At 66.3% G+C, this 21272-nt stretch carries 24 protein-coding genes and 1 tRNA gene; 12 read left to right on the top strand and 13 right to left on the bottom strand.

All coding sequences use genetic code 11. The annotated features are described in order from the left end of the window. Positions 1-4: 4 nt before the first annotated feature. Positions 5-1654: an arginine--tRNA ligase gene (gene argS, locus BKG60_RS13480; RefSeq protein ID WP_070946807.1), complete on the bottom strand. Its 1650-nt coding sequence runs from the start codon at positions 1652-1654 to the stop codon at positions 5-7. Between the two features lie 105 nt (positions 1655-1759). Between argS and BKG60_RS13475 the strand changes: the two genes are divergently transcribed. Then, positions 1760-1835: transfer RNA gene (locus tag BKG60_RS13475), tRNA-Arg, on the top strand. A gap of 62 nt (positions 1836-1897) precedes the next feature. On the opposite strand, the gene BKG60_RS13470 is transcribed toward BKG60_RS13475, so the two are convergent. Continuing rightward, entirely contained in the window at positions 1898-2842 is a 945-nt protein-coding gene (locus BKG60_RS13470; RefSeq protein WP_239252914.1) for a hypothetical protein, read from the bottom strand. Between the two features lie 120 nt (positions 2843-2962). Here BKG60_RS13470 and BKG60_RS13465 point away from each other — a divergent pair, with 120 nt between their 5' ends. Both BKG60_RS13465 and BKG60_RS13460 read left to right on the top strand, forming a co-directional pair. Then, positions 2963-4120 carry an acyl-CoA dehydrogenase family protein gene (locus BKG60_RS13465; RefSeq protein WP_207549618.1) on the top strand — a complete coding sequence of 386 codons (1158 nt, stop codon included), beginning with the start codon at positions 2963-2965 and terminating at the stop codon, positions 4118-4120. Between the two features lie 11 nt (positions 4121-4131). Beyond that, the gene (locus tag BKG60_RS13460) at positions 4132-4803 is read left to right on the top strand and encodes a GntR family transcriptional regulator (protein WP_070946808.1); all 672 of its coding nucleotides are present in this window, start codon (positions 4132-4134) and stop codon (positions 4801-4803) included. 11 nt (positions 4804-4814) lie between these two features. Here BKG60_RS13460 and BKG60_RS13455 read toward each other — a convergent pair whose 3' ends face one another. Together BKG60_RS13455 and BKG60_RS13450 are read right to left on the bottom strand one after the other, a co-directional pair. Next, positions 4815-5183 (bottom strand): hypothetical protein, encoded by a 369-nt coding sequence (locus tag BKG60_RS13455; RefSeq protein WP_070946809.1) that lies wholly within the window; start codon positions 5181-5183, stop codon positions 4815-4817. Positions 5184-5566: 383 nt separating this feature from the next. Further along, on the bottom strand, positions 5567-6448 hold the full coding sequence (locus tag BKG60_RS13450; protein ID WP_070946810.1) for an LLM class flavin-dependent oxidoreductase: 882 nt from the start codon (positions 6446-6448) through the stop codon (positions 5567-5569). A gap of 49 nt (positions 6449-6497) precedes the next feature. Here BKG60_RS13450 and BKG60_RS13445 point away from each other — a divergent pair, with 49 nt between their 5' ends. From BKG60_RS13445 to BKG60_RS13430, 4 genes are all read left to right on the top strand, one after another. Beyond that, positions 6498-6911: a VOC family protein gene (locus BKG60_RS13445; protein ID WP_070185687.1), complete on the top strand. Its 414-nt coding sequence runs from the start codon at positions 6498-6500 to the stop codon at positions 6909-6911. A gap of 78 nt (positions 6912-6989) precedes the next feature. Beyond that, positions 6990-8264 carry a sensor histidine kinase gene (locus tag BKG60_RS13440; protein WP_070946811.1) on the top strand — a complete coding sequence of 425 codons (1275 nt, stop codon included), beginning with the start codon at positions 6990-6992 and terminating at the stop codon, positions 8262-8264. Continuing rightward, complete coding sequence (locus BKG60_RS13435; RefSeq protein ID WP_070946812.1) at positions 8252-8896, top strand: response regulator transcription factor; 645 nt, start codon at positions 8252-8254, stop codon at positions 8894-8896. Before BKG60_RS13440 ends, BKG60_RS13435 begins: the two co-directional genes overlap by 13 nt. A gap of 31 nt (positions 8897-8927) precedes the next feature. Beyond that, positions 8928-9827: a DUF4097 family beta strand repeat-containing protein gene (locus BKG60_RS13430; protein ID WP_070946813.1), complete on the top strand. Its 900-nt coding sequence runs from the start codon at positions 8928-8930 to the stop codon at positions 9825-9827. Here the strand turns inward: BKG60_RS13430 and BKG60_RS13425 are convergent. Both BKG60_RS13425 and BKG60_RS13420 read right to left on the bottom strand, forming a co-directional pair. Further along, a complete protein-coding gene (locus tag BKG60_RS13425; protein ID WP_070946814.1) occupies positions 9824-10849 on the bottom strand; it encodes a nitronate monooxygenase in 1026 nt (341 codons plus the stop codon). The genes BKG60_RS13430 and BKG60_RS13425 overlap by 4 nt on opposite strands. Further along, positions 10849-11373 (bottom strand): GNAT family N-acetyltransferase, encoded by a 525-nt coding sequence (locus BKG60_RS13420; protein WP_070946815.1) that lies wholly within the window; start codon positions 11371-11373, stop codon positions 10849-10851. The genes BKG60_RS13425 and BKG60_RS13420 overlap by 1 nt, the downstream gene beginning before the upstream one ends. A 55-nt stretch (positions 11374-11428) precedes the next feature. On the opposite strand from BKG60_RS13420, the gene BKG60_RS13415 reads away from it, so the two are divergent. After that, positions 11429-11812 (top strand): VOC family protein, encoded by a 384-nt coding sequence (locus BKG60_RS13415; RefSeq protein WP_070946816.1) that lies wholly within the window; start codon positions 11429-11431, stop codon positions 11810-11812. Between the two features lie 6 nt (positions 11813-11818). Here BKG60_RS13415 and BKG60_RS13410 read toward each other — a convergent pair whose 3' ends face one another. Further along, positions 11819-12289 (bottom strand): Rrf2 family transcriptional regulator, encoded by a 471-nt coding sequence (locus BKG60_RS13410; protein WP_070185681.1) that lies wholly within the window; start codon positions 12287-12289, stop codon positions 11819-11821. Positions 12290-12396: 107 nt separating this feature from the next. On the opposite strand from BKG60_RS13410, the gene BKG60_RS13405 reads away from it, so the two are divergent. After that, positions 12397-12873: a MarR family winged helix-turn-helix transcriptional regulator gene (locus tag BKG60_RS13405; RefSeq protein WP_070185680.1), complete on the top strand. Its 477-nt coding sequence runs from the start codon at positions 12397-12399 to the stop codon at positions 12871-12873. A 2-nt stretch (positions 12874-12875) separates the two neighbouring features. Here the strand turns inward: BKG60_RS13405 and BKG60_RS13400 are convergent, their stop codons facing one another. Together BKG60_RS13400 and BKG60_RS13395 are read right to left on the bottom strand one after the other, a co-directional pair. Continuing rightward, positions 12876-13307, bottom strand: coding sequence for a hypothetical protein (locus BKG60_RS13400; protein ID WP_131823443.1), 432 nt, complete (start codon positions 13305-13307; stop codon positions 12876-12878). After that, positions 13304-15025, bottom strand: coding sequence for a chloride channel protein (locus BKG60_RS13395; protein ID WP_120764910.1), 1722 nt, complete (start codon positions 15023-15025; stop codon positions 13304-13306). Before BKG60_RS13395 ends, BKG60_RS13400 begins: the two co-directional genes overlap by 4 nt. Positions 15026-15078: 53 nt before the next feature. Between BKG60_RS13395 and BKG60_RS13390 the strand changes: the two genes are divergently transcribed. Next, on the top strand, positions 15079-15570 hold the full coding sequence (locus BKG60_RS13390) for a nitroreductase family deazaflavin-dependent oxidoreductase (protein ID WP_070185678.1): 492 nt from the start codon (positions 15079-15081) through the stop codon (positions 15568-15570). After that, positions 15567-16604, top strand: coding sequence for a hypothetical protein (locus BKG60_RS13385; RefSeq protein ID WP_070185677.1), 1038 nt, complete (start codon positions 15567-15569; stop codon positions 16602-16604). The genes BKG60_RS13390 and BKG60_RS13385 overlap by 4 nt, the downstream gene beginning before the upstream one ends. 9 nt (positions 16605-16613) lie before the next feature. On the opposite strand, the gene BKG60_RS13380 is transcribed toward BKG60_RS13385, so the two are convergent. Further along, positions 16614-17210, bottom strand: coding sequence for a cysteine hydrolase family protein (locus tag BKG60_RS13380; RefSeq protein ID WP_075909681.1), 597 nt, complete (start codon positions 17208-17210; stop codon positions 16614-16616). Positions 17211-17253: 43 nt separating this feature from the next. Here BKG60_RS13380 and BKG60_RS13375 point away from each other — a divergent pair, with 43 nt between their 5' ends. Beyond that, positions 17254-17730, top strand: coding sequence for a hypothetical protein (locus BKG60_RS13375; protein WP_131827518.1), 477 nt, complete (start codon positions 17254-17256; stop codon positions 17728-17730). Here the strand turns inward: BKG60_RS13375 and BKG60_RS13370 are convergent. Genes BKG60_RS13370 through cysD form a run of 3 tightly spaced genes read right to left on the bottom strand, consistent with a single transcriptional unit; the run spans position 17720 to position 21242 of the window. Then, a complete protein-coding gene (locus BKG60_RS13370; protein WP_075909679.1) occupies positions 17720-18463 on the bottom strand; it encodes a 3'(2'),5'-bisphosphate nucleotidase CysQ in 744 nt (247 codons plus the stop codon). The two genes, BKG60_RS13375 and BKG60_RS13370, sit on opposite strands and share 11 nt — an antisense overlap. Beyond that, on the bottom strand, positions 18460-20304 hold the full coding sequence (cysC, locus tag BKG60_RS13365) for an adenylyl-sulfate kinase (protein ID WP_070946822.1): 1845 nt from the start codon (positions 20302-20304) through the stop codon (positions 18460-18462). Before cysC ends, BKG60_RS13370 begins: the two co-directional genes overlap by 4 nt. Further along, positions 20304-21242: a sulfate adenylyltransferase subunit CysD gene (gene cysD / locus BKG60_RS13360; protein WP_070946823.1), complete on the bottom strand. Its 939-nt coding sequence runs from the start codon at positions 21240-21242 to the stop codon at positions 20304-20306. Before cysD ends, cysC begins: the two co-directional genes overlap by 1 nt. Between the last annotated feature and the right edge of the window lie 30 nt (positions 21243-21272).

Genomic DNA, 21272 nt, shown 5'->3' with positions numbered 1-21272 from the left:
GCGTTCACATGCGCTCCGGAGCGGTGACACCCAGGATGGCCAGGCCGTTGGCGATCACCTGGCGAGTGGCCTCACACAGCGCAAGGCGTGCGGAGTTGAGCTCCCCTGGGTCTTCGTCGCCCTGCGGCAGCACGCGGCAGGCATCGTAGAACCGGTGGTAGTCGCCGGCCAGGTCTTCGAGGTACCGGCACACCCGGTGCGGTTCCCGCAGCGCAGCGGCGGCCTTGAGCACCCGGGGGAACTCGCCCAGGTTGCGGATCAGGATGCCCTCTTTTTCGTGGGTCAGCAGATCCAGATGTGCGGTGTCGGCGGTGACACCGAGGTCAGCGGCGTTGCGGGCCAGCGCGGACAACCGCGCATGCGCGTATTGCACGTAGTAGACCGGGTTTTCGTTGGAGGCGCTCGACCACAACGCCAGATCGATGTCGATCGGGGTGTCCACCGAGGACCGGATCAGGGAGTAGCGCGCGGCGTCGACGCCGATGGCCTCGACCAGATCGTCGAGAGTGATCACGGTGCCGGCGCGCTTGCTCATCCGGACCGGCTGGCCGTCTCGGACCAGGTTGACCATCTGGCCGATCAGTACCTCGACGGTGTCCGGGTTGTCCCCGAGCGCCGCGGCGGCGGCCTTCAGCCGCGCGATGTAACCGTGGTGGTCGGCGCCGAGCATGTAGATGCACAGGTCGAATCCGCGCTTGCGCTTGTCGAGGTAGTAGGCGAGGTCGCCGGCGATGTAGGCGGCGTTGCCGTCACTCTTGATGACGACGCGGTCCTTGTCGTCGCCGAATTCGGTGGTGCGCAACCAGGTTGCGCCGTCCTTCTCGTAGATGTTGCCGGTCTCGCGCAGCTTCGCGATGGCCTGGTCGACCCGACCGGAGGTGTGCATCGAGTCTTCGTGGGTGTACACGTCGAAGTCGGTACCGAACTCGTGCAGCGATTCCTTGATGTGGGCGAACATCAGGTCCACGCCGATCTCGCGGAAGGTTTCCTGCCGCGCATCGTCGGGCAGGCTCATCACATCCGGGCGCTTGGCCAGCACGGACGCGGCGATGTCGTTGATGTAGCTGCCGGCGTAGCCGTCCTCAGGGGCCGGCTCCCCCTTGGCCGCGGCGACCAGTGAGCGGGCGAACCGGTCGATCTGGGCGCCATGGTCGTTGAAGTAGTACTCGCGGGTGACGTCGGCGCCCTGGGTGGACAGCAGCCGGCCCAGCGCGTCGCCCACCGCGGCCCAGCGGGTGCCGCCGATGTGGATGGGCCCGGTCGGGTTGGCCGAGACGAACTCCAGGTTGACCTTCTCGGCCAGTTCGGTCGAGTTGCCGTAGGTTGCGCCGGCAGTCAGCACGTTGGTGACGATGACCCCCTGCGCCGACGCCTCGATGCGCAGGTTCACGAAGCCGGGTCCGGCGACCTCGGCGGCGGAGATGCCATCGGCGGCGGCCAGCGCGGTGGCCAGCCAGCCGGCCAGCTCGCGCGGATTGACCCCGACCTTCTTACCGAGCTGCAACGCGAGGTTGGTCGCGTAGTCGCCGTGCTCAAGGTTGCGCGGGCGCTCGACCGTGACGGTGTCGGGCAACGCGGCGGGGTCCAGGTCGTGTTCGGTCAGCACTGCGGCGGCAGTAGCCTTGAGCAGCTCTGCAAGGTCGGCGGGGGTCACGAGGGTCCATCCTATGGTCTGGGGTCCCTGCGCCCCGAATCCGTATTCACGCGTCCATGCGCTACGCTATGCAAGCCCAATCGGCGCAGCTGATCTTCAGCCCGCGCCCCCGTAGCTCAGGGGATAGAGCGTCTGCCTCCGGAGCAGAAGGCCGCAGGTTCGAATCCTGCCGGGGGCACCACGTCTGAACTGCGGAAATGTCAGATTCGATGGCCCGCTCCAGCATCCATCCAGAAACCGTGTCTACGTTGTGGCGTCCGGCCAGCCAGGCACTGCGGGCTGCATATCCGGCTTCTTGTTGATCGTTTGGTCGCCGGCATTCCGCGAATCAAGGGCGCCAGGCATCCGGTCGCTACATTGCTGCCGGCGGCGCTCGAAGTCGGCAAAGGTCTCGTGATAATCGCTGCCGCTGAATCCCGGGGCCGATTCCCACTTACTGTCGGGAGCCGCACCTCGGATGCGCCATGATGAGAAGACGTCGCCACTTGGAGCCGGGTTGGAACCTTTCTGAGGAGCGCTCGCTCCCGAATTTTCCGGGGCTGCCATTTCGACGTGCCACACCCGGATGCCCTTCATCGGTTCCTTGGGAGGTCCGGTCCAACCGCGCAAACTGGTTACGGGACTGTAGCCGTCCTTGCCATCGCGGTACATGTCGTACAGCCCGTCGCACAGATACGCCCGCCAGCCACCATCAACCTCGTCCAACGACAGGATGTGGAAATATTCGTTGCCGTAGAACCGCTTTGATTCGTAACGCGGTTTATCGGTGTATATCTCGTCGAGTTCGTCGTCCATGGACGGACGGACAAAGGTCAACATGTACGCGGGCGCGTCCCGCGGAGAATGGTCAGTCAGCTCCCGGTTGGCAGGAACCGCCCGTTCGAATCCGGGGTAGGCAGCGCTCATGTCGGACATCATCTGCGCGACCCGCCAAGACTCCGCATACGCGCGCAGTGGGACAGCGGCACCCGAGTACAGGTCAATACCCGGCTCGGCAGACCATCGAAAGCGGAAATCCTTCAGCTTGTCGGGCCAATTGACGGTTTGTGTCTGACGGCTCGGCGGCTGACCCGCATTCGGCGTCTCAGCGCTGGGCGACTGCCGCACATCCGGTGACACAGAGGGCGCACACGATACGACAACCCCTGATGCCAGCAACGCGCTCAGGGTGCGCTTCCACTCAACCATCGCCGCGACCTTGAACTAGCCGATGCACCCCGGTCCTCCCCTGTTGAGCACACAGTATCCGAGTCGGCACACATAGCTCTATAGAATATATTCCATAGAGTTGAGGGAAGGCAGCCAGCAGTGATCACCTTGTCCGCCGAAGAGCAGACCATCGTCGAAACCGTCCGCGACTTTGTGGACAGGCAGGTCCGGCCTGTGGTCCGCGAACTCGAGCACGCCAACACCTATCCCGAAGAACTCATCGAGACGATGAAGGAGATGGGCATCTTCGGGCTGGCGATCCCGGAACCGTATGGCTTCGCCGCCGTTTCGATGCCCTGCTACGCCCAGGTGACCGAGGAACTCGCCCGCGGCTGGATGAGCCTGGCCGGCGCGATGGGTGGGCATACCGTGGTCTCGAAGCTGCTGTTGCAGTTCGGCACCGAGGAGCAGAAGCAGAAATACCTGCCCCGAATGGCCACCGGGGAGCTGCGCGCCACGATGGCCCTGACCGAGCCCGGTGGCGGCTCCGATCTGCAGGCCATGCGGACCGTCGCGACCGAGGACGACTCCGGTTATGTGGTCAACGGGTCGAAGACCTGGATCAGCAACGCCCGCAAGGCCGGCCTCGTCGCCCTGCTGTGCAAGACCGATCCCACCGCCACCCCCGCCCACAAGGGCGTGTCGATCCTGTTGGTGGAGAAGGTTCCTGGCTTCACGGTCTCGAAGGACCTGCCGAAGCTGGGCTACAAGGGCGTCGAGAGCTGCGAGATCAATTTCGTTGACTGCCGGGTGGATTCGGATGCCCTGCTGGGCGGCACTGAAGGGCGCGGCTTCGCGCAGATGATGAAGGGACTTGAGGTCGGACGGATCCAGGTGGCGGCCAGGGCTACCGGTGTGGCTCGCGCGGCGTTCGATGACGCCCTGCAGTACGCGCAGGACCGGGAGAGCTTCGGGGTGCCGATCTGGCAGCACCAGTCGGTCGGCAACATGCTGGCCGACATGGGCACCAAGCTCTACGCCGCCCGCACCCTCCTGCTCGATGCCGCAGCGCGTCTCGATGCCGGCGGTCGTTGCGACATGGAGGCCGGGATGGCCAAGCTGTTCGCGTCCGAGACCGCGATGGAGATTGCGCTCAACGCGGTCCGGATCCACGGCGGCTATGGCTACTCCACCGAGTACGACGTCGAACGCTACTTCCGAGATGCACCGCTGATGATCGTCGGCGAAGGCACCAACGAAATCCAGCGTGGCGTGATCGCCAAGCAGTTGGTCAAACGCGGCGGACTCGACATCTGAGGCCCCCTGACATGACCGGGAATTCGAAGAGACAGGCGCCGATGCGGTTGTCCGACATGGTCGCGGCCCACGTTCGGGAGCTGATCGTTTCGGGACAGCTGCATTCCGGAGAATTCATCCGCCCAGAGGCGGTCGCCGACGAGCTCGGGGTCAGTGCCACGCCGGCGCGCGAGGGCCTGCTGCAGCTGCAGACCGAGGGGTTTCTTTCCGTCGAGCCTCGGCGCGGCTTCATGGTGACTGCGCTGTCGAGCGACGACATCCGCGACATCTATGACGCGCAGGCACTGCTGGGCGGTGAGCTCACGGCCCGCGCCGCCGGGAAGATCACCCCGGCGACGGTCGACGAGCTCGAACGCATCCAGGATGAACTCGAAAAGGCGGCTACTGCAAAAGATTTCGAGGCAGAAGAGCACCTCAACCATCAGTTCCACGCCCTGATCTACCGGCTGAGCGGATCACGCAAGATGCGCTGGCTGATCAAGACGACGTTGGCGTACGCACCGCGCAAGTTCTTCGCGGCGGTGGAAGGGTGGCCGGAGGCCTCAGCCCAGGATCACCGCGCGATCATCGAGCATCTCCGAACGAACGACGCGGAGCAGGCCCGCGCCGCCATGGCCCGGCACATCCGCAATGCCGGCAGGCTGCTGGCCGATCACTTGGCACAGGACGACGCAACCGCCTGACCGGTGTGGGTTCAGCCCAGTCCGGTCCACTTCTTGAGGACCTTGCCGGGGAAACCGCCCCACTTCTCGGCCGTCCTGCCGGGGAAGCCACCCCACTTCTCGGCCGTCCTGCCGGGGAAGCCACCCCACTTCTCGGCGGTTTTGCCCGGGAAGTTCGTCCACTTCTCCACGATCGGGCTCTCGGGCAGGTCCACTCCGCCGGTGAGCGCGCTCTTGGCGGCGTCCGTTACAGCATCGGTGACCGACGAGTTCACGCGGTCACACGGTGAGCACCCCACGGTGCTGTTGCCTTTGGAATCGGCCGACGCCGGTGCGGAGAGCGCGACCGCGGCGCCGACGGCCCCCGCGGCGAGGGTCGTGGCGATCAAACTCTTGTGCATCTGGGTCCCCAACTGTCGCGTTCGACGCCGTCTGACGATGACGCCAATTTGAAACGCTAGTCCCAGAACCGCGAGATCGCGCGCCATGGCAGGCTCCCGAGATAGTTTGCTGTAGCTGAGCACCCCGTCGGGCGGGTCGGCGCGTGACCTGCGACCGCGCGGCGCTTGGTGCATCGAAACCGAACATCAGGTGACCGCTGGGTTAACACCGCCGTTGCCGACCCATTTATGCTGGATATTCGCGGTGTCCCAGAATGCCGATCACCGCGGCAGCGGAGAGGCCACGACACCCGGGTACTCCTCTCGGCTTCGAGATACAGACTACGCTCGACCGCCGAAATGATCTTGCTCACGTTTTGCTGGTGGGGCCCCGGCGCGCAGGCTCAGGCGAAACCTTGTGCCACCTCGGCGACGCGACGCAGCTGATCGATGTCGGAGCTCGTCGGGATGAGGTGCACCTCGTCGGTGCCGATGTCCTCGAACTTGCCGAGGATCTCGATCAGCTCCTCTTCGGTACCGGCCCACCCGGTCGTGGGCGCCATGGCATCGACGTATTCGGCCGGGATCCAGTTCATGTAGCGACGCAGGTGCCGGTGCACCTGGGCGCGAGCCTCCTCGGGTTTCCCGAGGGCGAACCAGAACGAGGTGGCCAGGTGGGGCTTGGGTTTACCGGCCTCGGCCCAGGCGGTCCGGGCGATGTCGAACAACTCGGCCTGACGGGTCAGATCCAGGTCCAGGGTCGTGCCTGCCACGCCGTCGGCCCAGGCCGCGGCATCACGGATGGTCTTGGGCCCGATGGTGCCGATGTGCAGGGGCGGTCCGCCGGCCTGCACCGGAGGCGGTCCGACCGGAAGCACCGATTCGGTGACCTTCTCCCCGGCCCACACCCGCTTCATCACCGCGACACGCTCGGCCAGTGCACGCCGCGTCTGAGACGCCGGATCAGCGCCGACGGCGTGGTAATCCTCGTGACGACCACCCACGCCGATACCCACGGTCAACCGCCCGCCGCTGAGCAGATCCCCGGTCGACAGGCCTTTCGCCAACATCACCGGATCGTGCAGCTGCGGCACGATCACCGTCGTCACCAGCCGCACCCGATCGGTCCACGCCGCCAGGGCACCGAGCAGGGTCAGGCTGTCCGGGTTGTCGAAGGCGATCCGCTCTCCCCAACACAGCGACGAGAACGGACCCCCGTCGATGACGTGCGCCCAGGACCGCAGCGTCGTCGCATCCAACTGAGGTTCCATAACCGGCATCGTCATCCCCACGCGCACGCACGAATTCTGTCATGTCGAGTGGCAGCATGAACCCATGGCCATCACCACGTCGTCGGTCGCGCATGTGCGGCTCACGGTCACCGACATCGAACGGTCACGGCAGTTCTACGAGAGCGTTTTCGGGTGGCCGGTCCTCATCGAGCTGCCGCAGGATGCCGGTCCGGCGGTCCGGGCACGTCTCGGTTTTCTGTTCGGCGGGGTCATCTACGACGCCGGGGCAACGCTGATCGGCCTGCGTCCGGTCGGGCGTGACATGTTCGACGAGAACCGAACCGGGCTGGACCACTTGGCCTTCCGGCTGAAGAACATCTCCGAGTTGAACGAGGCCGCGGGCCACCTCGACGGCTTGGGTATCGCGCATGAACCGGTCAAGGACATCGGCCCGTCCTACATCCTGGAGTTCCGCGACCCCGACAACATCGCGTTGGAGCTCACCGCCCCCAAATAGGCCTGGGGGATATCCCCCACCGGCATTCGGAGGAAAACGCTGTGTCGCCAGACCGCCGGACTTCGTAGGTTTGAAGCCATGGTCGCAATCAGCGAAACCGCCCACCGCGCCCCCACCATCGGCTTCGTGCCGACCGCGTCGATGATCACCGGCGCCGCACTGGCATTGGTGTGGTTCTGGATACCGTTGTCTCTCTTGGTTATCGGAGTCTCCTCGATTCCGTCGGTGATCGGATTCGTGCTCGCCGCGGTGGTGTTCGTCTACCTGATCCGTGGCGTCGAGTGGGTCGAGCGGACGCGTAGTGAAGCGGTGTTCGGCCTGGGTATCGGGATCCCGCCGCGCCGGCTGTCACCGCACACCGGCTTCCAGGGGTGGGCGCATCAGCTGTGGCTGGACATCAGCAGTACCCGGTTCTGGAAAGGTTTCTGCCATCACTACCTGCGGATGGCCTACGACATGCTGGCCACCGGCCTGGCATTCTTGTTGCTCACGTTCGCGTTCGTGGGTCCGGCTGCGGCCGCTGCCATCCGTCAGAGCGACGAGGACGCCGGCCTGGTCTTCGTGTCGCCGCCGATCGCCTGGCTACTGGCGATCGTCGCGGTGACCGCTGCGGTCGCCATCCTGATCTTCGCCCCGGCCATGGATGCCGCGATCGATCGATGGCTCTTGCCGCCCTCGCCGACGGCCGCCCTGGAGTATCAGGTCAACGCCCTGGCCGATGCCCGGCAGGGTGCGGTGTCCTCGGCACACACCGAGCGTCACCGCATCGAACGCGATCTGCACGACAGCGTGCAGCCCCGGCTGGTGTCACTGGCGATGACGATCGGACTGGCCCAGACCAAACTGGATTCGGATCTGCCCGCCGCCAAGGCGCTGATCACCGAGGCGCACGACGACGCCAAGAACGCACTGGTGGAACTGCGCAACGTGGTGCGCGGTATCGCCCCGACGATCCTGTCGGATCGGGGCCTGGACGCGGCCTTGTCGTCGGTGGTGCAACGTACCGAGACCTCCGGGGTACCGACCACACTGCACATCGAACTCCCGCGCCGGTTGTCCGATGAGGTGGAGTCGGTCGCCTATTTCGTGGTCGCCGAGGCATTGACCAATGTCGCCAAGCACGCCGATGCGTCGCAGGCGGTTGTCACCGTCCGGTTGGATGAGGCCGCCAACGTGCTGTACGTCTCGGTGTTCGACGACGGCCGGGGCGGTGCGGTCATCGATGGCGGCGAGCACGCGACAGGGCTGCGTGGACTGGACGAGCGGGTACGCGCCGCAGGCGGGACGTTCGGGGTGTCCAGCCCCGCCACCGGCCCCACGATCGTCACGGCGGTGCTGCCATGCGCATCGTGATCGCCGAAGACTCGGCACTACTGCGGGCGGGCATCGAACGGATCCTGGCCGACGCCGGGCACGAGGTCGTCGCCGGCGTGCCCGACGCCACCAACCTGCTGCGCCTGGTCAACGAACATCGTCCCGACCTGGCCATCCTGGACGTCCGGATGCCACCGACGTTCACCGACGAGGGCATCCGCGCGGCGGCCCTGCTGCGCAGCCAGAACCCGGAGTCCCCGGTCCTGGTGCTGTCCCACTACGTCGAGGAGCGCTACGCAGCCGATCTGATCGCCTCGGACACAAGAGGATTCGGCTACCTGCTGAAGGACCGGGTGGCTGATGTCCCCGCGTTTCTCGATGCCGTGGCCGTCGTGGGCGGCGGGGGCACCGTGCTCGACCCCGAGGTGGTGTCACAGATCTTGGTGCGTTCGGCCCGCCACAGTGCCCTCGACCAGCTGACCCCTCGCGAGCGCGACGTCCTGCAGTTGATGGCGGAGGGCAAGACCAACTCGGCGATCGCTGCAGCCCTGCACATCTCGGTCGGATCGGCAGAGAAGCACATCGCATCGATCTTCACGAAATTCGACCTCGCTCCCGACGAGAGCGAGAACCGCCGCGTGCTGGCGGTGCTGCGTTACCTCGAGACCTAGACCGAACGTCGCCCCGGGAAGGAACGTCATCGTGACCACCATCGCCCCTCCGCCACCGGTCAATCCGCCTCCTCGGTTGACCCCCGGCGGGCGCACCACATTCCGCCTCGTCCTGATCGCCGCGGCCACCCTGCTGGTGGCCGGCACCGTGGCCGCACTCGGCGTGACGGCCTGGGCCGTCAGCACCGTCCGCGTCGTCACCGATCATCAGGGACTGCCCGCCACCATGCGGTCGCTGGTGATCGACACGGCGCACATCCCGGTCGCGATCCGCATCACCGCGGACCGCGAAACCCGCGAAGCCGCCGCGGATCTGCGTCTGGTGAACACCTCCCGCAGCGGTGCGCACCGTCTTGAGCTCAGCACCGACGGCGACGAGACCCGGATCGTCATCGCGGGCAAACCTTCCCGCATGCTCGAGTGGGCCCGCGGCGGTGAGATCACGATCGCCGTACCGCCGGAGCAGGCCCGGCGGCTGACGGTGCGCACCGAGCAGGAGCTCGGCACCGTGATCGCACAGGCAGACGTAGACCAGTTGATCTCCCGCGTCACCAGTGGGGCGATCATCCTGCGTGGTGCTGCCCGCCGCATCGAGGCCCACGCGGTCGACGGCGAGGTCGTCTCGCGCGATCCGATCGCGGTCACCGAAGAGTTCAGCGCCACCACGTCAGACGGCGACATCACCGTCGATTTCCGCGACACCGCCCCGCGGCGCGTCGATGCGGCGAGCCGCAACGGCGATGTGGTGATCGGATTGCCCGGGCGCGGACCGTATCTGGTGCATGCCCAGTCCGGATCCTCGACGACCGTGCGGGTACCGGAGACCACCGTCGCCGACAGCGCGGCCGCCGAGGTCACGGCCCGCTCCGACGACGGCGATGTCGTCGTGGACCGCGTCGTCGAACGTACGGGGGGCCGCGGACGGGGCTAGCGGCCCGGTGTCACCCGGTCGAAGATCTCGGCCACCGAACCGGTCCGGGCCTGGCGCCACCCGGTTCCGGCCCACACGTTGGTGGCTTGCGGATCACCGGCGGCCACCGAGGCCTTGCGCACCGGGCTGGTCAAGTAATGGATCTCGGGATAACCCAGCGGGGCCTGGGCATCATGCTCGGTGATGAATCGGTTGCGTAACCCGCGGGCGTAGCGACCGGAAAATGACCGGGTGACAACGGTTTCGGTGAACTCCGGATTCTGCAGAGCAGCACGATGCACCGGGCTGCTGCCGGCTTCGTCGGCCAGCAGGAAGGCGGTACCGAGTTGGGCGGCCACCGCACCGGCAGCCCGCACGCCCGCCACATCCTCGGCGCTGACCAGCCCACCCGCCGCGATGACCGGGACGTCAACGGCAGCCACCACTTCCACCAAGAGTTGGTCCAGCGGTTCAGATGCGGGTGTCGCGGCCGGATCGAACGTGCCGCGGTGGCCACCGGCCCCGGGCCCCTGGACCACGAGCGCGTCCACCCCACGGGCCACGGCCGCCTGCGCCTCGACCGGCGTCGTCACCGTCCCGACGGTGGTGATACCGGCACCGCGTAACCGGGCGAGTTCCGATGCGCTGGGCAATCCGAAGGTGAACGACACCACCTCGGGTCGCAGGTCGTTGACCACGTCGAGTTTCTCCGCCCACGCATCGACGTCGAATCGGGGCGTGCCGAGTTCGACCCCGTAGCGCTGCGCCTCACCGGCCAATTCGGCGGCGTACGCTTGGATCTGCTCGGAGGTTCCCGCACTTGGCTGCGGCACAAAGAGATTCACCCCGAGGGGTTCTGTGGTCAAACCACGCGCCGCATCGATCCGTTCGGCCAGTGCGTCGGCGGTCAGATAGCCGGCGGCGAGGAATCCCAGCCCGCCGGCGTTACTGCCCGCCGCAGCCAGCTCCGGAGTGGAGGGCCCACCGGCCATCGGCGCCACGAGCACCGGACGGCGCAGGCCCCGAACATCGAATATGTCCATCACCGCACCGCCTTCCCGAACAGCAGCACGTCCTGCGGTTCGTCACTGATGTTGGGAAACACCGCGTAGCGCGCCAGCCTTCCCTCCAGCGCCAGACCGCACCGCCGCATGACCCCGGCCGAGCCGGCATTGTCGACGTGGCAGTACGCCGTTACCCGGTACACCGCGGGATCGGGCTCCACGTCAGTCAGAATCAGCGAAACCGCTTCCGACATCAGGCCTCTCCCCCACCAGGGCCGGGCCAAGCAGTAACCCACCTCGACCGCGTACGGCTGCGGGCGCCGTCGCGCACACAGCCCCGCCACTTCGCCTTCGACCTCGACCAGCCAGGTCTGTTCATCACCGACGTTGAACAACGTGGTGATCACGCGGCGAGTTTCGGCCACCCCCGAGTGCGGGCGCCAGGACAGATAGCGCGTCACCTCAGGATCGGAGGCGATCCGGGTGTACAACGCATGGGCGTCTTCGACGGCCGGTGGCCGCAGCCGCACCTGTGACCCGGCCAGAATCGGGGTGTTGGGCATGGTCCCATCCTGCACCGTTGCCGGTGGCACCCGTCCAGCGGTTTACTGGACGGATATGGCGATCACCTTCAATCACACCATCGTGGCCTCCAGGGATCGGCAGGTCTCAGCCGAGTTCTTCACCGAGTTGTTCGGCCTGCCAGGCCCGCAGGAGTTCGGTCCGTTTCTCGCCGTGACGCTCAATCACGGGGTCAGTCTCGACTACGCCCAGGCCGGTGCCGACGAGGAAGTCCGGCCACAGCACTACGCGTTCCTCGTGTCCGAGGACGAGTTCGACTCGATCTACGGCAAGATCCGCGACCGCGGGCTGCAACACTGGGCCGACCCACACGGCCAACACCCCGGCGAGATCAACCACAACGACGGCGGACGCGGGGTCTACTTTCGGGACCCGTCGGGGCATTACCTGGAAATCATCACCCGTCCGTACGGCGGCTGACCCCGTTCAGCGGTGCCCGCGCTCATGCTCCTGATCGCGGTAGGCGTTGGCCAGCTTGTCGACGTGCCCGGGTAGCGAACCGGCCGCCACATCGGCCAGGCTGGTCTCCTCGAGCACCGAGCGCATGCTGGCCCGCAGGGCCCGCCAGACATCTGTCAGCGCCGCCGTCGGCCCGGAATAGGGCAGATCCCCCAGCCCGATGTCCCGCACGCTCGCCAGGGGTCCGTCGATACAGCGCAACACGTCGGCGATGCTGATGTCACCGGCCGGACGGGCCAGCTCGTAGCCTCCTTCGCGACCGCGATGGCTGCGGACGAGCCTGTCGGTGCGCAGGGCGGTGAGAATGTCGACGAGGAACTGCGCCGGGATTCCCTGCGCCTTGGCCAGGTCATCGGTCTTGACGAGCTCGCCCTCGGCGACCGTCGCGAGCTGAACCATGGCTCGGACGGCATACTCCGCCTTCGCCGACATCCGCATGCTCTCAGATTGTGCCAGGAGGTCGTGCCAGAGCTACGACTCGGCGATCGGTTCGGGCGCCGGAGTTCCACACTGGTATACCGGGGTAGATATCGGGAGGAGCGCTTGTGGACGTCCGGGATGACACACCGGTCGACGATTCGGTGGATGCGATCACCGACGCCTTGGTCACCGCGTCGCGGCTGTTGGTCGCCATATCGGCACGCTCGATCGCCGAACTGGGCGAGTCGATCACCGTCCCCCAGTTTCGCGCATTGGTGATCCTCTCCAGCCGCGGTCCGTCGAACCTCGCGACCCTGGCCGGCCTACTCGACGTTCAACCTTCGACCGTCGGCCGCATGGTCGAGCGGCTGGTCACAGCGGGGTTGATCGACCGCAGGCCAAATCCGAGCTCGCGCCGCGAACTGGTTGCCGAGTTGAGCCGGCGTGGGCGGGAAGTGGTGGACACCGTGACGGCCCGCCGCCGCGCAGAAATTGCCCGTGTGGTCGAAACCATGCCGGCGCGCGAACGCCGCGGGCTGGTCACCGCGCTCACGGCGTTTACCGCAGCCGGCGGTGAACCTCCGGCCCACAGCGACCTCTGAGGTCATTCGAGCGTGCGCGCCAGGACGGTCTCATAGCTTCGCCGGTTGCCTGGCGGGACGGACGCATCGAACCTGACGACGACATTCGCGATCTGAAACATATCCGGGATCGAACCAGCGTAGAGCTCGGCCCGACCGGTGCTGGGAAACGTCATCACAGAGATGGTGTCTGATTCGATGTCGTCGAGGCACCCTACTTGCGGGCATCGCAGACCACTGACGTCGTGTGAGCCGGGCACCGGTAGGCCGGCATCTGTAATCGCGTTGACCAACTGCTGCGCGGTGAGGGTGTTCATCGATTGTCCGAAGCCCGACGCTGGGTGCGGCCGCGCGCTGTTCGCAGCGGGGACGGTAACGCCACCACACCCTGCGACGACCGAAACCCCAACTGCCGCTGTGAGAATACTGATTGATCTGAACCAGATACGGTTCATGCGCGCCCCCTGGTCTCGGAGTGCCGACGGCCTGTCACGGATTCACCTGTTATCCAGCCGATCAGGTTGGTCCCACCGGAGGTGGTCACCGGTGCCGTGGTATCCGCGATGTTGATCGATGGCGGATGCCACACGAGGTCGGTAATGGATTCGGGCGGATTCGAGTGGCCCAGTGCCGCGGTGAGGTCCCGTGCTGATACGCAACCGCGGTACGCGCCGTCGGCTGTGACCACCGGCAGCATGTCACCAGGCTCCGCGGCGAAGCGGTCGACAGCGGCCTTGAGGGAGGTGTTCTCCGGCAACGGATCAGGGGCCGGCCCTATCAGGTCGTGCACCGTTGCCGGCACCGCAGGCGGTGCATCCAGGTCAACACCCCGGCGCCACAGTTTGGCCGTGTAGATCGTCTCCTTGGAAAGGAGCCTGCCGGTCCCGGCGGCGATGGCCACCGCGACCATCAGCGGGAGGATGATCGAATACTGTCCGGTCAGCTCGAAGAGGATGATGACCGCGGTGATCGGTGCTCGTGTGGCGCCGCCGAGTGCCGCGCCCATGCCTATCAATCCGTATGCCCCTGCCGCCTCGGTGGTGCTGGGAAAGGCCTCGTGAACCAGGGTCCCGAACGCGGTGCCTGCCATGGCGCCGATGAACAACGTCGGCGCGAAAACGCCACCTGAACCGCCGATTCCGATCGTCAGACTGGTCGCGAACATCTTCCCGACCATCAGCAACAGCAGCATCCCGAGGAGGTACCGGCCCCCAACCGCGTCTTGCAACACCGGGTATCCGACCCCGTAGAGCTGCGGTACTGCGATCAGTATGCCGCCCAGGAACACCCCGCCGACGGCGGGGCGCGCCCATTCTGGACCGCGCCAAGCCCAGTCGCACACGTCCTCGACGAGATACAGCAATTTGGAGAAGAGGACGCCGACGATCCCGACGACGACTCCGAGGGCGATGTAGAGCGAATACTCGACGGGGCTGTGCACCGCGAACGCCGGCAGCGCGAGGAACGGTTCGTCGCCGAGCAGTGCGCGGCCCACCACACTGGCTGTGACACTGGAAAGCACCACCGCGCCGAACGATTCGGCGGCAAAGTCACGAAGAATGAGTTCCATCGCGAAGAACGGTCCGGCCAGCGGGGTGTTGAAAGTTGCCGAAATCCCGCCCGCGGCACCGCAAGCCACCAGCAATCGCACCCGGGACGTGTTCAGACGAAGCAACTGGGCGAGCGTCGAGCCGGCGGCCGAGCCGATCTGCACGATCGGCCCTTCCCTGCCGACCGACCCACCGCCGCCGATACACAGAGCCGACGCCAGGGCCTTCACCAACGTCACCTGCGGCGCAATCCGGCCACCACGGCGACTGACCGCATACATCACTTCCGGGACACCGTGGCCGCGCGCCTCCGGCGCGAATCGATGGACAATCGGCCCGTAGACGGCGCCGGCAATCACCGGGGCCAGCAGCAAGAACCAAAATCCCAGCCACGGCCAGTGCGTGCTCGCCACGCGCCCCAGTGCCGAATAATCGTCGTAGCCGGTGAACATGCGGGTGAAGGTCGTGACGAGCCAACGAAACGCCACGGCCGCCAGCCCCGTGACTGCGCCCACCACCACGGCCATCGGGACGAGCGCGGCCGAGCCCTCGCGCAGCCATCGAGCACACAGAAGGGGGATCTGAGCCGGCGCCAGGTGCGGACAGGTTGGTTTCAGCACCATTGCAGTATGCAATAATTGCACTAGCTTGCAATTCCGAGGAAGGGACGGCAGTCATGAAGATCATCAAAAACGTCAGTCCGCCCAGTGGATTGAGCAGACTCCTGTACCGCGCCCCCATCCAGCTCTATCGGTGGAGACTGGGCTGGCTTCTCGGCGAACGCATCCTGCTGCTGCACCACATCGGGCGGGTCACCGGCAAGCAACGTGAGGTGGTCCTCGAAGTTGTCGACCACGACAAGGCCACCGACAGTTTCGTCGTCGCATCGGGCTGGGGCCCCACCGCGGCGTGGTATCGCAATGTTCTGCACACTCCCGACGTGACGATCCAGGTCGGCAGGCGAACCTTGCCGGTGACCGCCCACCCGGTGGACCAGGCTGAAGGCGCGGACATTTTCGCGCGATACGCGACACAGCACCGGTTGGCCGCCAAGTATCTGTTGCCACGGCTGATGGGATTCTCGGTCGACGGTTCCGAAGCCGATTTCCGGGCGGCAGGAGAACGCATACCGTTCGTGCGGTTTGCCAAACGGTCATCCACCGCGTGACGCACCGGAATCCTTGGCGCTCCGGGGCGATCACCGCCGGCCTCGTGATCCTCACCGCAGTCCTGACCGCATGCCAGGCCGGCCCGCCCGACCGCAGCGCAGATGTCGCACGCCTGGCTCGACTGCTCGGCCAGATGCCCGGAGTTCAGACGGTCCACCACACCGTCGCCAACCGCCCCGCCCAAGACCTGGTGCGCTTCACCATTGACGTCGAGACCGAGCCCGGGATCACCGAAAACCAGTTCGTCGCAATGGTATCCCGGTATCTCCAGGGCCTTACGATGGTCAATTACACCGGATACCACACCGAGCTCACCGCGCACCACGGCTCGAATGTCTTCGCAATCGACAGCGGCAGGCTGCCCCTCGGAAACGACCAGCAGATCCTCTCGCAGGCACGCAACTGGGTCGGCCTGCAACGCGAATTCCCCGCGGCCACAGTACGTCTACGTGCCACGGTCACCCACCCCGACGGCCGGTTCCCGGTGCAGGAATGGGGGCATTCCGATGTCGGCTCGATTCGACTGGCCGATGCCGCCGATTACCGCGACGTCGCCGCCGCCGTCAGCACGCTGTCCGAAAAATTCGCCGATCTGGCCAACCTGACCTGGACGATCAGCGCGGGTGACGACCACCCAGCCGACATCAAGAGCACCCGTCGCTTCCCGACGGCGCATGAACTCGACGTCTGGAAGCAGCTGAACGCCGATCAGGCCGTCCCGCACACCAACAAGCTGACGATCAACGGCCGCGTGCAAGCACCGGTATGGCTGGCCGAACAGACCCGTTCCCACGACCCGGCAGACGCCGCCGAACTCGCGCAACGTCACCTGCCGCTCGTGGCAACGCTTGGCGAGCCGACGCTCTACACCGCCAGCGACCAGATACAAGGGCACATCACCGGCAGCGGCCAGGCCACCGGTCCCATCACCGTCACCGTCGGCGGATGCACAGCCCGCGACCTGCTGGTGTATCAGCCACCTCCGGCCGAACAGGCGCTGGTGGACAAGTACGAGACCTGCCGGCACCCGTAACCGCGGGCCTCAGTCCGGGACTGCCTGTGCATCCGGCACGACGACGGCGAACAGGTCCGACATCGCGGCCAGGCTCGCCGACTGCATGATCGCGGCAGGCACAGGTGCACTGTCGGGGCCCGCCAGCGTGCGGGTGGCGGTGGCGGCGGCCACCACCGTGGGGGCATACCCGAGGTTGAATGCGCCGCGCGCGGTGGAGTTGACGCACATATGCGTCATGAAACCGGCGAGCACCAGGTTCGACGCGCCCAGGCCCTTCAGTCGATCGTCGAGGTCGGTCTGCACGAACGAATTGGGGAACTGCTTGACCACCACGGGTTCCCCCGCGCGCGGCGCCACCGATGCCACGATTGCACCGCTCTCCCCTTCGACGTCGTACAGCGAGCCCGGACCGTCGGAATGCTGGATGTGGATGATCGGGATACCCGCGCTGCGGGCCCGATCGAGCAGTTGCGCCGCCTGCTCCAGGGCGGCCTGCACCCCTTCGAGCTCCATGATTCCTTGGGTGTACGTGTTCTGGCAGTCGATCAGGACCAGGGTGGAATCGGCGAGGCGGGCCGGCATGGCGGGAAGACTGGCCAATTCGCGCAAGGTAGGGCGGCTCATTTTGCCGAGCCTAGTGACCCGTCGCCGCGTTTAGGCTCCAATGATGGGACTACCGGATTGGTCGGGGGCCAAGATCAGGCTGGTCATGTTGGCAGTCGCGGCGCCGGTGATGCTGATCATGGTTGTGGTCGGCTACGCCACCGAGGACAGTGACGAGCCCAGCGCTGACTGCCAACGCGTCGATCAGGTCGCCCACCACTTGGTCATCCCAGGCGTTTCGGCGGGAAAAGACGGTGCCGGCGATCCGAACGCACCCCGAGAAGCCGCCGCCGCGGCGGTCGCGGCCCGCGATGAAGCGGCATCGATCGAAGACCCCGACTTGAGGCGGAAAGCGCTGGCATTCGCCGACGCGCTGCACCAGTTCGGCCAGGGCAACCACAGTGCGCCGCCGAACGGGTGGCCCGACAAGAACTACATGGGCGGGTACCAGAATTCGATCAGCGCACTCTACGAACTAAAGCTCGCCTGCGCCAATGTCGGAACCGACGAGCTCCCCGTCGGTGTGCCGACTATCCGGTAGTGACCGCCAGCACCCGTTCGGCCAGCTCGGGCCGGCAGACGATCAGATCGGGCAGCGTGGGGTCGGCCGAGTTGTAGACCAGCCGCGAACCGTCGATGCGTGAGGTGTGCAGGCCGGCCGCGCGGGCCACCGCGACGGGTGCAGCCGAATCCCACTCGTACTGACCACCGGCATGCACATAGACATCGGCCACCCCGCGGATGACCGCTGCGACTTTGGCTCCGGCCGAACCCATTTCGACCAATGTTCCGTCGAGCGCCTCGCGCACCGCCAGCGCCACCGCGGGTGGCCGAGTGCGCGACACCACGACTCGCGGCGGGCCGTCGAACGGACGCGGTGCAGCCACCTCAGGGGTGGACAGCGTGGTGTTCTGGGCGGGCAACGCGACCGCCCCGGCCACGAGTTCACCTGCGCTCCACAGCGCCACGTGCACAGCCCAGTCGTCGCGGCCGAGTTCGGAGAACTCCCGGGTGCCGTCGAGCGGGTCGACGATCCACACCCGCTCGGCGCTCAACCGGGCCGGGTCGGCGCGCTCATCGGCCGTGGCCTCCTCCGACAGTACCGAGTCGGCGGGAACCATCTTGGCCAACTCAGCCATCAGGAAGTCGTGGGACTGCTTGTCCCCGGCGGCCTTCCGCTCGGCGGCCGGGGCATCGGCGTAGTCGGCGCGGACGTCGAGCAGCAGATCCCCGGCCCGGGTGGCCAGCCGGGCCGCCAGTTCGTGATCGTTCACGACGGCAGTTCCAACAGCTCGATCACCATGTCGGCCAGTTCAGCGGTGCTGTGCTCCGGTGTCAGCCGCAGATCCGGGTTCTTCGGCCGCTGGTACGGGCTGTCGATGCCGGTGAAATGGGTGATCTCGCCGGCCCGCGCCTTGGCGTACAAGCCCTTGGGGTCGCGGCGTTCGCAGTCCTCCAGCGGGGTGTCGCAGAACACCTCGAAGAACTCGAGACCGGCGTCCGTGGCAACCTTGCGCGCGAGTGCCCGGTGCTCCTCCAGCGGACTGATCGCGGGCACCAGTACAACCTGGCCGGAGTCGGCCAGAATCGCCGCGATGTGGGCCAGCCGACGTTGGTTCTCGGCGCGGTCGGCCATCGAGAAGCCAAGGTCCGCGTTCAGCCCGTGGCGCAGGTTGTCTCCGTCCAGAACGTATGCCGGAACGCCCTTTTCGAGCAGTTTCTGCTCGACGAGCATCGCCACCGAGGACTTCCCCGAGCCGGACAGGCCGGTGAACCACACGGTCCGGCCCTTCGAGAGCCGATCCTCGGTGGTGCACAGTGACTCGTGCCGGACGGTGTTGGGGCTCGCGGTCTCGTTGCGGGCGTCGCGCAACACCATGCCAGCGCCGACGGTGCCGTTGGTGTTGGGGTCGATCAGGATGAACGATCCGGTGGAGCCGTTGCGACTGTACTCGTCCAGCAGCAGCGGCGACTGGGTACGCAGCGAGACACGGCCCAGCTCATTGAGTTTGAGCGCCGTAGCGGACTTGTCCCGGTGCAGGGTGTTGACGTCCAGGCGATAGTCCAGCCCGGTGATCTTGGCCCTGGTGGTGCGGGTCGTGTGCTTGATCAGGTATTCGCGACCGGGCTCCAGTGACGATCCGTCGGCCATCCAGCACACCGTGGCGTCGAACTCCTGGGTGACCCGGGGCTGGTTGTTGGGCCGGGCGATCATGTCGCCGCGGGAGATGTCGATGTCGTCGGACAAGCTGATCGACACCGCCATCGGAGGGAACGCCTCCTCGACGACGCCACTGGGGCCGTCGATCTGAGTGATGCGAGTGGGCTTTCCGGCCGGCAGCACGATCACATCGTCCCCGGGGCGCAGCACACCGCTGGCCACGGTGCCGGCGTAACTACGGTGATCGGCGTGCTCGTGCGTCTGTGGGCGGATCACGTACTGCACCGGGAAGCGCACGTCGACCAGGTTGCGGTCACCGGCGATGTAGACGTCCTCGAGGTGGCTCAGCAGCGACGGACCCTCATACCAAGGCGTGACATCGGATTTGGTCACCACGTTGTCGCCGTTGAGTGCCGACATCGGGATCGTCGTCACATCGTGCACATCCAACCGCGCGGCAAACGCATGGAACTCGTCACGGATCGCCTCGAACCGCTCCTGGTCCCAATCGATCAGGTCCATCTTGTTCACGGCCAGCACGATGTGCTGGATGCCCAGCAGTGAGGCCAGGAACGCATGTCTACGGGACTGCTCGAGCAGGCCGTGGCGCGCGTCGACCAGCACGATGACCAACTGTGCGGTGGAGGCTCCGGTCACCATGTTGCGGGTGTACTGGATGTGCCCCGGAGTGTCGGCGATGATGAACTTGCGCTTGGCCGTGGCGAAGTAGCGGTAGGCGACGTCGATCGTGATGCCCTGCTCGCGCTCGGCCCGCAGACCGTCGGTGACCAACGCCAGGTCGGTGTAGTCGTGGCCGCGCTCCTTGGAGGTCCGCTCGACGGCGGCCAGCTGATCCTCCATCACCGCCTTGGAGTCGAACAGCAACCGGCCGATCAGCGTGGATTTGCCATCGTCGACGGATCCCGCGGTGGCGATGCGTAACAACGTGCTCATCAGAAGTACCCCTCGCGCTTGCGATCTTCCATTCCGGCCTCGGAGATCCGGTCATCGGCCCGGGTGGCGCCACGCTCGGTGAGCCGGGACACCGCGGTCTCGGCGATGACCTCGGAAACCGTTGCGGCCGTGGACTCGACACAGCCGGTGCAGGTGACGTCACCGACGGTGCGGAATCGCACGGTCTTCTCGATCACCGGTTCGTCCTTGCGGGGCTGCATGTACTTGTGCACCGCCAGCAGCATGCCGTCGCGCTCGAACACCTTGCGCTGGTGCGCGTAGTAGATGGAGGGCAGCTTGATCTTCTCGGCGCCGATGTAGGACCAGATGTCGAACTCGGTCCAGTTGGAGATCGGAAAGGCCCGGATGTGCTCACCCTTGTGGTGGCGACCGTTGTACAGGTTCCACAGCTCGGGGCGCTGAGCCTTGGGGTCCCACTGGCCGAACTCGTCGCGGAAGGAGAACACGCGCTCCTTGGCGCGGGCCTTCTCCTCGTCGCGCCGTGCCCCACCGAATGCCGCGTCGAACTTGTTCTCCCGGATGCCGCGCAGCAGCGTGATGGTCTGGATCGGGTTACGTGACGGGATGGTCTCCACGACCCGCCCCGCATCGATGTCATCCTGCACCTTGGCGACGACCAGGCGGGCGCCGTAGTGCTCGACAAGCTCGTCGCGGGTTTCGTACACCTCGTCGAAATTGTGGCCGGTGTCCACGTGCATGACCGGGAACGGCAACCGGCCCGGTGCGAAGGCCTTGACCGCCAGGTGCAGCATCACGATCGAGTCCTTGCCGCCGGAGAACAGCAGCACTGGCTTCTCGAACTCCGCGGCGACCTCGCGGATGATGTGGATGGCCTCGGCCTCCAGCGCGCGCAGGTGGCTCAGCTCGTAATTGCCGGCGCGGACCGCCTGCTGATCGGATTTTTGTGCGGCGGTCATCGCTTCCCCGTTAAGTTGGTAGGAATGGCC

This window comes from Mycobacterium syngnathidarum, from assembly GCF_001942625.1.
Classification (GTDB): Bacteria; Actinomycetota; Actinomycetes; order Mycobacteriales; family Mycobacteriaceae; genus Mycobacterium; species Mycobacterium syngnathidarum.
The sequence above is the reverse complement of the archived record's forward strand: the minus strand, read 5'-3'. Positions and strand labels throughout refer to the sequence as shown.

Excerpts from the sequence above, each read along its gene's own strand:
- BKG60_RS13445 (WP_070185687.1), top strand. The coding sequence starts at position 6,498 with ATGGCCATCACCACGTCGTCGGTCGCGCATGTGCGGCTCACGGTCACC.
- BKG60_RS13455 (WP_070946809.1), bottom strand. The coding sequence starts at position 5,183 with ATGCACAAGAGTTTGATCGCCACGACCCTCGCCGCGGGGGCCGTCGGC.
- BKG60_RS13450 (WP_070946810.1), bottom strand. The coding sequence starts at position 6,448 with ATGACGATGCCGGTTATGGAACCTCAGTTGGATGCGACGACGCTGCGG.
- BKG60_RS13420 (WP_070946815.1), bottom strand. The coding sequence starts at position 11,373 with ATGCCCAACACCCCGATTCTGGCCGGGTCACAGGTGCGGCTGCGGCCA.
- BKG60_RS13410 (WP_070185681.1), bottom strand. The coding sequence starts at position 12,289 with ATGCGGATGTCGGCGAAGGCGGAGTATGCCGTCCGAGCCATGGTTCAG.
- BKG60_RS13375 (WP_131827518.1), top strand. The coding sequence starts at position 17,254 with ATGGGACTACCGGATTGGTCGGGGGCCAAGATCAGGCTGGTCATGTTG.
- cysD (WP_070946823.1), bottom strand. The coding sequence starts at position 21,242 with ATGACCGCCGCACAAAAATCCGATCAGCAGGCGGTCCGCGCCGGCAAT.
- BKG60_RS13435 (WP_070946812.1), top strand. The coding sequence starts at position 8,252 with ATGCGCATCGTGATCGCCGAAGACTCGGCACTACTGCGGGCGGGCATC.
- BKG60_RS13425 (WP_070946814.1), bottom strand. The coding sequence starts at position 10,849 with ATGGACATATTCGATGTTCGGGGCCTGCGCCGTCCGGTGCTCGTGGCG.
- BKG60_RS13460 (WP_070946808.1), top strand. The coding sequence starts at position 4,132 with ATGACCGGGAATTCGAAGAGACAGGCGCCGATGCGGTTGTCCGACATG.
- BKG60_RS13395 (WP_120764910.1), bottom strand. The coding sequence starts at position 15,025 with ATGGTGCTGAAACCAACCTGTCCGCACCTGGCGCCGGCTCAGATCCCC.
- BKG60_RS13470 (WP_239252914.1), bottom strand. The coding sequence starts at position 2,842 with ATGGTTGAGTGGAAGCGCACCCTGAGCGCGTTGCTGGCATCAGGGGTT.
- BKG60_RS13440 (WP_070946811.1), top strand. The coding sequence starts at position 6,990 with ATGGTCGCAATCAGCGAAACCGCCCACCGCGCCCCCACCATCGGCTTC.
- BKG60_RS13380 (WP_075909681.1), bottom strand. The coding sequence starts at position 17,210 with ATGAGCCGCCCTACCTTGCGCGAATTGGCCAGTCTTCCCGCCATGCCG.
- cysC (WP_070946822.1), bottom strand. The coding sequence starts at position 20,304 with ATGAGCACGTTGTTACGCATCGCCACCGCGGGATCCGTCGACGATGGC.
- BKG60_RS13415 (WP_070946816.1), top strand. The coding sequence starts at position 11,429 with ATGGCGATCACCTTCAATCACACCATCGTGGCCTCCAGGGATCGGCAG.
- BKG60_RS13400 (WP_131823443.1), bottom strand. The coding sequence starts at position 13,307 with ATGAACCGTATCTGGTTCAGATCAATCAGTATTCTCACAGCGGCAGTT.
- BKG60_RS13390 (WP_070185678.1), top strand. The coding sequence starts at position 15,079 with ATGAAGATCATCAAAAACGTCAGTCCGCCCAGTGGATTGAGCAGACTC.